Here is a 7,827-nt window from a genome sequence, read left to right on the forward strand (position 1 = left end):
GGCCAATGGACAGTCCCCGTCAGGCTCGCAATTTATGACGCAGTAAGACTATAAGCGCAGCGCAGCAACGGTGCAGACCTTGGCAGCGAAACGCGGGCATAGGATACCTTCTTCTGCACCCGTATCGTTCTTCGGCGGACGTAATGGCATGGATTCTAGGGTCTTCGCTCCGCTTCGCGTCGCTGCCCTAGAATGACGACATCGCGGATGCAGGCGCCAATGGCGAGCGCCGATACGACGCCCTCACCCCATCGGCAGCGCCGGCCAGGACTCGACGATGCGCCCGCCGGAAAACACCGCGAGCGAGCCGAAATGCTGCAGCACAGCCTCGCTCTGTTTCGGCCGCAGGAAGGCGTAGTCTCCAGGCTTCACATTCGCTCCCGCCGGCAAACCCATGAACTGCTGGTTGGACGACAGGCCGATCAGCCCGTTCGGCTTCATGCCTTCGGGGAACACCGGCACTGCCATCCACTTGCCGCCATAGAGATAGCAGCCCTTGCGCGGGAACAGGCCAAGCGCCTGCAGCGCTTTGGAAACCGCCGCCGCGCCGGGCAGCACCGGATCGAGCGCCTTCAGGATCGGCGTCGCGATGAAGGCCGCCGGCTGGAAGCCGTCGAGACCCGGCGTGTCGAAGTCGCTCGGCAGCACGAAGGCCGAGCCGATCGACACTTCGTTGGCCACACCTGCGCCATGCAGCAGCGCCGTCTTCGAGCCACCGATGTTGAGGACGCGGCGCTGGTCCGGACCGAGGGCAGCGGCGAATTCCACAGCCCTGGCCGAGGCCTTCTTCAGCGCTTTTTCCGACCCGCCGAACAGGCCGGGAATCTCCGGCGCATGCGCCTCATAGGCCATGATGCCTTCGCAGCGCAGGCCCCTGGGGACTGTCAGCGTCCTGATCTCGGCGGGATTGGCGAAACCGCCGCGATGCAGGCCGACATCGACCTCGAAGGCGAAGCGCAACTCTGTACTGAGTTCGGCGGCGAGAGCGCCATATTCCGAGAGCCGCTCCGGCGTGTCGATCAGCCAGCAGACGCGGGACCACCAGCCGTTGCCGCCACGCATAAGCGCGGCCCTGGCAGCACCCAGCGGCATCGGCTTGCCGTAGAGCAGGTCGCCTTCAGGGAAGGCGTCGAGCACGGCCTGCGTTACCGGCGGATGGAAGGTCATGAAGCGGCTGGTGTTGAGCGCTCCCGCGATATGCGAAAGCAGCGGCAGGCAAGGCAGCGACTTGTCGACCAGTCGCACGGCAAAGCCCGGCGCCAGCCTTTCCTTCACCAGCGCGATATTACCATCCAGCCGGTCACGGTCGAGCACCAGGCAGGGCTGAAAGATCTCCGCCGCCTTCAGCGCCTTCGACAACTCGGCGAAATAGGCGCTCATTGTTGGATGCCAAAAGAACCGGGCTCGATGCCGAACAGGCCGGCCATGTAAGGCGACACGAAGCGGTTTTCGGGATCGATGTCGCGGCGCACCGCCATCGCGTCATCCCAGCGCGGATAAAGTTTCTTGAAGTCCGCCGCCTTGAGGTTGTGCATTTTTCCCCAATGCGGCCGCCCGCCATATCTGCGGAAAATGGGTTCGGCGGCGCGCATGAAGGGCAGCGGGTCGTTCGCCGCATCGTGGTGGATGGCGATCGAGCAGGTCAGCCTTTTGTGGAAGGGCGAGAGCCAGAATTCGTCCGGCGCCACCGAACGCACCTCCATCGGGAAATAGACTTCCGGAAAGTGTTTTTCGGTCAGCGCGATGATCTCGGCCAACGCCTTCGGGCCTTCCTCGTAAGGCAGGTGGTACTCCATCTCGTTGAACCTGGTGCGGCGGTCGCTGGCATAGACGTTGAGCCAGTCCTGCACATAGTCCTCGGACGGCACCTTTTTCACGGCGCCTTTGATCAGCGCGCGGCGCAGCGACGGCAGCCAGCGCAGCGCGGTGCGCAGCTTGCGCAACGTCGCAAGCCCCTCCTCGTCATCCTCGGTAGGCCGCGGTGTCGGCTGCGCGTCGCTCAGGTCGCTGGCGATGAACTGCGCATAGCCGGAAAACGGGATGTAGTAAAATTCGGCCGAACGGTGCCCGCCCATCATCGTCTCGAAGTCGCGCAGCATGTCTGCGATCGGCAGCGCCCACTTGCGGCGCCGCAGCCGGTAGGTCGCGATATTGTTCATCGTCACTTCGGTCAACACGCCGAAGGCGCCCAGCGCGACGCCGGTGGCGTGGATCATATCCTGGTCGCCCGCCCGGCTGAACTCGCGCAGCTTGCCCTGCCCGTCGACGAGTTGCACCGTCTCGAGCTGCGTGTGGTAAGCGCCGAGTGTCGGACCGGAACCGTGCGTGGCGGTGCCCAGCGCGCCGCCGATCGCCTGGCGGTCGATGTCGCCCATATTGGGCAGGCCCTGGCCGATGCCTTGCAGGATGTGCATCAGGGCGCCGAGCCGCGTGCCTGCCCTCACCCTTGCTCGATTGGTTGCGGCGTCGTGCGAGACCAGCCCCTCGATCTTCTCCAGCGAGACGATGGTGCCGTCCGATTGCACCAACGGCGTGAAGGAGTGGCCGGCGCCGGCGACGCGCAACGGGCCGGGCGCCGAGCGCACCAGATCGGCAAGCTCACCCGCATCGGCGGGTGTGGCGATCAGCTTGGGGGTCGCCTGCACGAAGCCCGACCAGTTGCTCCAGGCGTTTGCCATCGTCACCTCCCGCTCAGGCTGGATCGCGGCGCCGCCCGACCAGCACGAAGACGCCGAGCAGCGCCACGCTGGCGAGCGCGCTTCCCGCGGCGAATTCCGGCACCGGACGAAAGTTTTCGCCGTCGATCAGCAGCGACGCGGCGATCGGGCCGATGGCGAGGCCGAAGAGCTGCGCGGCCGGTACCAACAGCACTGCCGTTCGCGTCTCGTCGGCGGTGATTGCCATGCGGATCTGATAAGGCACGATGAACAGCAGGATGAAGCCCATCACCAGCGTCACCGCCCAGAAGACGGAAAGGCCTGGTCCCGAGGCGAGCAGCGCGGAGCTTAGCGCTGCGACCGCGCCTATGACGGTAATGGCAAGACGGTAATCGATGCGCGCCTCGAACGCGGTCGCGGTCATGGCACCCATCACCTGCGCGGCGAGGCTTGCCGAAACCATCAGGCCGACGGTGCGGCCGTCGATTCCGAACTCAGCGCCGAGCGGCTCCAGAAAGGCCCAGACGGCGCCGAAGAACATGAAATAGCAGAAGACCGACAGCAGCGCGGTGATCGCCGGCACGGTGAGCACATTGGCAAAATGCTCTTCCTTCGGGAGATCGGCATAGTCGTCCGGCACGATCCTGGCGACGACCAGCGAGATGAGGCAGACAATGCCTAGCACGACGAAGCCGCCGGACGAGCCGGCCGCAGGCACGGCATAGAGGGCAAGCAGAAGCGCCAGCGCGCATTGCGCCAACGTCTGCAGCGTGACGAAATAGCCGCCGACCCGTTCGGCCCGACGCGAGCGGGCGATCAGCTCGGTGGCGACGGCGACCAAGCCACCCTCGGCAAGGCCTGCGAGGGTGCGCGCGGCAATCAATGAGTTGGGAGTGATCGCATAGGCTGTCCAGAAATTGGCGAGCGCCAACAGAACCAAGAGCACGGCGCTCTTCCGGCGCATGTTGCGCGCCGGCAAGAGCATCGCCACCACGCCCGAGCCGATCGCGATAGCGATCATCTCCGCGGTGGCGACCAGCGCCAGCTCGTCACCCGTGACATGGCCTTCGGTGTAGAGCGCACCGAGCAGCACTGGCTGCAATCCCAGGATGAGCAGACCGACGGAGCCGATCCAAAGTGCCGAGGCAAGCTGCAGGCTGGTCGGGTTGCCGACCAGCCAGTCGCCGCTATCCACATGCCCGGCATCGGTGATAGTCACGAGGCGCCCTCCCCTTGCAGCCCGATCGAAAAACTGACAAGTTGTCAGCATTTTCACGAAACTGATACTTGATCATGTTTATTGTCAACCGCGAATTCGCACTCTCCTGAGAGATTTGGCGCATGACGCAAGCAAGGCGAATGGCGACGGAACCGCGGCGCAGGCCCAAGCAGGAGCGCAGCCGCGAGCGCATCGACGCGATCCTCGCCACTACCATGCGGCTGATCGGCGAAAAAGGCATCGACGCGGTGACGATGAAGGAAGTCGGCGCGCTGGCCGGCGGACCGATCGCCACCGTCTATCACTATTTTCCTTCGAAGTCGGCGATCCTGGCGATGCTCTATGAGCGTTTTTCGGAAGAGAGCCGCGCGCGCTTCGGCGCGATCATCGCCGAGATCCGCGGACTGGAGGACGTGACGGCGGCGGCCGACCGCCTGCTTGACGACTATCATGCCCGTGTCGCAGCGGACCCGGCCATCCAGGATCTGCAGAACGCCATCCAGGCCGACAAGGCGTTGCAGCATCTCGATATCGCCGAGACGCGGCACCAGGCGAAGATGTTCTGCGACCATGTCGCGCCGATGTTGCAGTCTGAGCAGCGCGAGGCTTTTTCGAGGCTGGTGTTCCTGATCTTCCAGCTCGCCGGCGGCGTCGTGCGACTGGCGCTGACACAGGACGAGGCGGAAAGCCGCCGCACGATCGAGGACTATCGCTCGATCATCCACACGCAGTTGCGGCAGTTCCTTTGATCAGGGATCGAGCTTCGGCCCCAGAATCTCCACCAGCCAGTCGACGAACACCCTCACCCGTGGCGAGAGCTGAGGGCTCGGTGGATAAAGCACCGAGATCGGCGTCGGCGTTGGCGGATGATCGGCAAGCACCTCGACCAGCCGGCCGGCTTCAATGTCGGCGGCGAAGCGCCGGCGCGGCGCCTGGTAGAGGCCGAAACCCTGGCGCACCAGCGTGGCGGCGGTGTCGGAATTGGAGACGGTGACCCGCGACGGCAGGACGATCTCCCGCACCTTGCCGTCGACGGTGAATTCCAGCGGCATCACCTGCCCGGTGCGGGACGAGACAAAGCCGATCATCATATGCCCGGCAAGCTCGTTCAGGTCACGCGGCACGCCATGGCGATCGAGATAGGCGGGGCTGGCGAGCGTCGCCTCGCGCGCCATGCCGATGCGACGCGCGATCATGTCACTATCGGGAAGCGGCCCGGCGCGGACCACGCAATCGACGCCTTCGCGCACAAGGTCGACGAAGCGGTCGCCCTCGCCGATATGGACGCTGAGATTTGGATGGCGGGCGAGCAGCGCCGGCAGCTCCGGGATGACGAAGGTGCGGGCCATATGACCGTTGATGTCGATGCTGAGGCGTCCGCGCACTTCATGCGTGCCGAAGCCGCCCTCGGCATCCTCGATGTCGGCAATGATGCCGATGCAGCGCTGGTAGTAGGCCTCGCCGTCGAGCGTCGTCGTGACATGCCTTGTGGTGCGCCTCAGCAGCTGCACGCCGAGCCGCTCCTCCAACCGCTTGATCGAGGCGGTGGCGCTGGAGCGCGGCAGGCCGAGGTCGGCGGCGGCCGCGGTGAAGCTGCGCCGTTCCACGACGCGGGTGAAGAGCCGCATGCTGTCAAATCGATCCATGCGGGATTGTTCGCATAATCTGAATAGTATTGGCAATCCAGGCCCGATTATATTGCACAGTCAGGCGAGTATATGGATCTCCATCACGAAGAAGGAGATTTCGCCATGACCACTCGCCCCATCGCCCTGATCACCGGCGGCAGCCGCGGCCTCGGCCGCAACACCGCGCTCAACCTCGCCCGCAAGGGCGTCGACGTCATCGTCACCTATCGCTCGCGCGCCGACGAGGCTGAGGCAGCCGTCGCCGAGATCGAGACGGCGGGCGGCCGCGCCGCGGCGCTCGAGCTCGACGCAGGCGCGGTCGCCAGCTTCCCGGCTTTCGTCGCAGCGTTGAAGAAGACGTTGCAGGAAAAATGGCAGCGCGACCGTTTCGACTATCTCGTCAACAACGCCGGCACCGGCCTGCGCAAGCCGATCGCCGAGACGACAGAAGAGGAATTCGACACGCTGATGAACACCCACCTCAAGGGCGTGTTCTTCCTCACCCAGGCGCTGCTGCCGTTGATCAACGATGGCGGCCGCATCATCAACATCTCGAGCGGGCTGGCGCGTTTTGCCGCCCCTGGCTCATCGGCTTACGCTATGATGAAAGGCGGCATCGAGGTGTTCACGCGCTACCTCGCCAAGGAGCTCGGCGCACGCGGCATCACCGCCAACACCGTGGCGCCCGGCGCGATCGCCACCGACTTCAATGGCGGCCATGTCCGTGACAATGCCGAGATCAACCGCATGGTGGCGGGCGTCACCGCGCTCGGCCGTGCGGGTGTCGCCGACGATATCGGCCCGATGATCGCCTCGCTGCTGTCGCAGGACAATCGCTGGGTCAACGCGCAGCGCATCGAGGTCTCGGGCGGCATGAATATCTAACCCCACGCCTCGGGCGCCAACCCTCATCCGAGCTTCGCGCCGTGTTTTGCCGCTATTTGCCGGCGAAACATGGCGCTTTGCGCATTTATGGCATTCAGCGAACCGGTGTTTTGCTGCATGCGGAGCGGCCGAAAAAATTTCCTGCCATTGCCCCTTCCCGCGCGCCTTGACTCTCGCAATCCGCCAGCCTATTTCAGCGCCACGTTAGCACTCGCCTTTGGTGAGTGCTAACTCATATCCGGCATCGCCGGATGGAGGAACAGTTCTCACCGTTCTCATCGAGGAAGACAAGATGGCAAAGTCCAAGTTCCGCCCGCTTCATGACCGCGTGGTCGTTCGCCGGGTCGAATCCGAATCCAAGACCGCCGGCGGGATCATCATCCCGGATACGGCGAAGGAAAAGCCGCAGGAAGGCGAGATCATCGCCGTCGGCTCGGGCGCCCGCGACGAAAGCGGCAAGCTCGTCCCGCTGGACGTCAAGGCCGGCGACCGCATCCTGTTCGGCAAGTGGTCCGGCACCGAAGTCAAGCTCAATGGCGAAGACCTTCTGATCATGAAGGAATCCGACATCATGGGCATCATCGGCTGAACATCGGCCTCACCGTCAACTGAATCTTGAATCTGCGGGTTCGACCCGAACCCCTGACAGGAGCTTACAATGGCTGCAAAAGACGTAAAATTCTCCCGTGACGCCCGCGAGCGCATGCTGCGCGGCGTCAACATCCTCGCCGACGCGGTGAAAGTCACGCTCGGCCCCAAGGGCCGCAACGTCGTCATCGACAAGTCGTTCGGCGCCCCGCGCATCACCAAGGACGGCGTCACCGTCGCCAAGGAGATCGAGCTCGAGGACAAGTTCGAGAACATGGGCGCGCAGATGGTGCGCGAAGTTGCTTCGAAGACCAACGACATCGCCGGCGACGGCACCACGACCGCAACGGTTCTCGCGCAGTCGATCGTCCAGGAAGGCCACAAGGCGGTTGCCGCCGGCATGAACCCGATGGACCTGAAGCGCGGCATCGACCTCGCAGTCACCGAAGTCGTCACGGCGCTCGGCAAGGCCGCCAAGAAGATCAAGACCTCCGAGGAAGTCGCCCAGGTCGGCACGATCTCGGCCAATGGCGACGAGTCGGTCGGCAAGATGATCGCTGAGGCGATGCAGAAGGTCGGCAACGAAGGCGTCATCACCGTCGAGGAAGCCAAGACCGCCGAGACCGAGCTGGAAGTCGTCGAAGGCATGCAGTTCGACCGTGGCTATCTGTCGCCCTACTTCGTCACCAACGCCGACAAGATGGTCGCCGATCTGGAAGACGCCTACATCCTGCTGCACGAGAAGAAGCTCTCCAACCTGCAGGCCATGCTGCCGGTGCTGGAAGCCGTCGTGCAGACTTCGAAGCCGCTGCTCATCATCTCGGAAGACGTCGAAGGCGAGGCTCTGGCC

Annotated in this window: 8 protein-coding genes; 4 read left to right on the forward strand and 4 right to left on the reverse strand. The window is 64.3% G+C overall.

Features of this window, described 5'->3' with window-relative positions; translation table 11 throughout:
• Positions 1-243: 243 nt before the first annotated feature.
• Genes AU465_RS11590 through AU465_RS11600 form a run of 3 tightly spaced genes read right to left on the reverse strand, consistent with a single transcriptional unit; the run spans position 244 to position 3,876 of the window.
• A complete protein-coding gene (locus AU465_RS11590; protein WP_192247015.1) occupies positions 244-1,380 on the reverse strand; it encodes an alanine racemase in 1,137 nt (378 codons plus the stop codon).
• Positions 1,377-2,678 carry a D-arabinono-1,4-lactone oxidase gene (locus tag AU465_RS11595; RefSeq protein WP_192247018.1) on the reverse strand — a complete coding sequence of 434 codons (1,302 nt, stop codon included), beginning with the start codon at positions 2,676-2,678 and terminating at the stop codon, positions 1,377-1,379. Before AU465_RS11595 ends, AU465_RS11590 begins: the two co-directional genes overlap by 4 nt.
• A 13-nt stretch (positions 2,679-2,691) precedes the next feature.
• Positions 2,692-3,876 carry an MFS transporter gene (locus AU465_RS11600; RefSeq protein WP_312891241.1) on the reverse strand — a complete coding sequence of 395 codons (1,185 nt, stop codon included), beginning with the start codon at positions 3,874-3,876 and terminating at the stop codon, positions 2,692-2,694.
• 140 nt (positions 3,877-4,016) lie between these two features.
• Here AU465_RS11600 and AU465_RS11605 point away from each other — a divergent pair, with 140 nt between their 5' ends.
• Positions 4,017-4,625, forward strand: coding sequence for a TetR/AcrR family transcriptional regulator (locus tag AU465_RS11605; RefSeq protein ID WP_246506033.1), 609 nt, complete (start codon positions 4,017-4,019; stop codon positions 4,623-4,625).
• Here the strand turns inward: AU465_RS11605 and AU465_RS11610 are convergent, their stop codons facing one another.
• Positions 4,626-5,522: a LysR family transcriptional regulator gene (locus AU465_RS11610; RefSeq protein ID WP_192247024.1), complete on the reverse strand. Its 897-nt coding sequence runs from the start codon at positions 5,520-5,522 to the stop codon at positions 4,626-4,628.
• A 105-nt stretch (positions 5,523-5,627) separates the two neighbouring features.
• Between AU465_RS11610 and AU465_RS11615 the strand changes: the two genes are divergently transcribed.
• From AU465_RS11615 to groEL, 3 genes are all read left to right on the forward strand, one after another.
• Positions 5,628-6,389: an SDR family NAD(P)-dependent oxidoreductase gene (locus AU465_RS11615; protein WP_192247026.1), complete on the forward strand. Its 762-nt coding sequence runs from the start codon at positions 5,628-5,630 to the stop codon at positions 6,387-6,389.
• 292 nt (positions 6,390-6,681) lie between these two features.
• The gene (groES, locus tag AU465_RS11620) at positions 6,682-6,978 is read left to right on the forward strand and encodes a co-chaperone GroES (protein WP_010915433.1); all 297 of its coding nucleotides are present in this window, start codon (positions 6,682-6,684) and stop codon (positions 6,976-6,978) included.
• Positions 6,979-7,047: 69 nt separating this feature from the next.
• The coding region (groEL, locus tag AU465_RS11625) for a chaperonin GroEL (protein ID WP_192247028.1) at positions 7,048-7,827 on the forward strand (780 nt) is incomplete at its 3' end.

It is taken from the genome of Mesorhizobium silamurunense (assembly GCF_014843905.1).
In the GTDB taxonomy this organism is placed as follows: Bacteria; Pseudomonadota; Alphaproteobacteria; order Rhizobiales; family Rhizobiaceae; genus Mesorhizobium; species Mesorhizobium silamurunense.

What these genes read in the sequence shown, in the direction of transcription:
- AU465_RS11590 (WP_192247015.1), bottom strand. Translation starts at nt 1,380, where the DNA reads ATGAGCGCCTATTTCGCCGAGTTGTCGAAGGCGCTGAAGGCGGCGGAG.
- AU465_RS11595 (WP_192247018.1), bottom strand. Translation starts at nt 2,678, where the DNA reads ATGGCAAACGCCTGGAGCAACTGGTCGGGCTTCGTGCAGGCGACCCCC.
- AU465_RS11605 (WP_246506033.1), top strand. Translation starts at nt 4,017, where the DNA reads ATGGCGACGGAACCGCGGCGCAGGCCCAAGCAGGAGCGCAGCCGCGAG.
- AU465_RS11610 (WP_192247024.1), bottom strand. Translation starts at nt 5,522, where the DNA reads ATGGATCGATTTGACAGCATGCGGCTCTTCACCCGCGTCGTGGAACGG.
- AU465_RS11615 (WP_192247026.1), top strand. Translation starts at nt 5,628, where the DNA reads ATGACCACTCGCCCCATCGCCCTGATCACCGGCGGCAGCCGCGGCCTC.
- groES (WP_010915433.1), top strand. Translation starts at nt 6,682, where the DNA reads ATGGCAAAGTCCAAGTTCCGCCCGCTTCATGACCGCGTGGTCGTTCGC.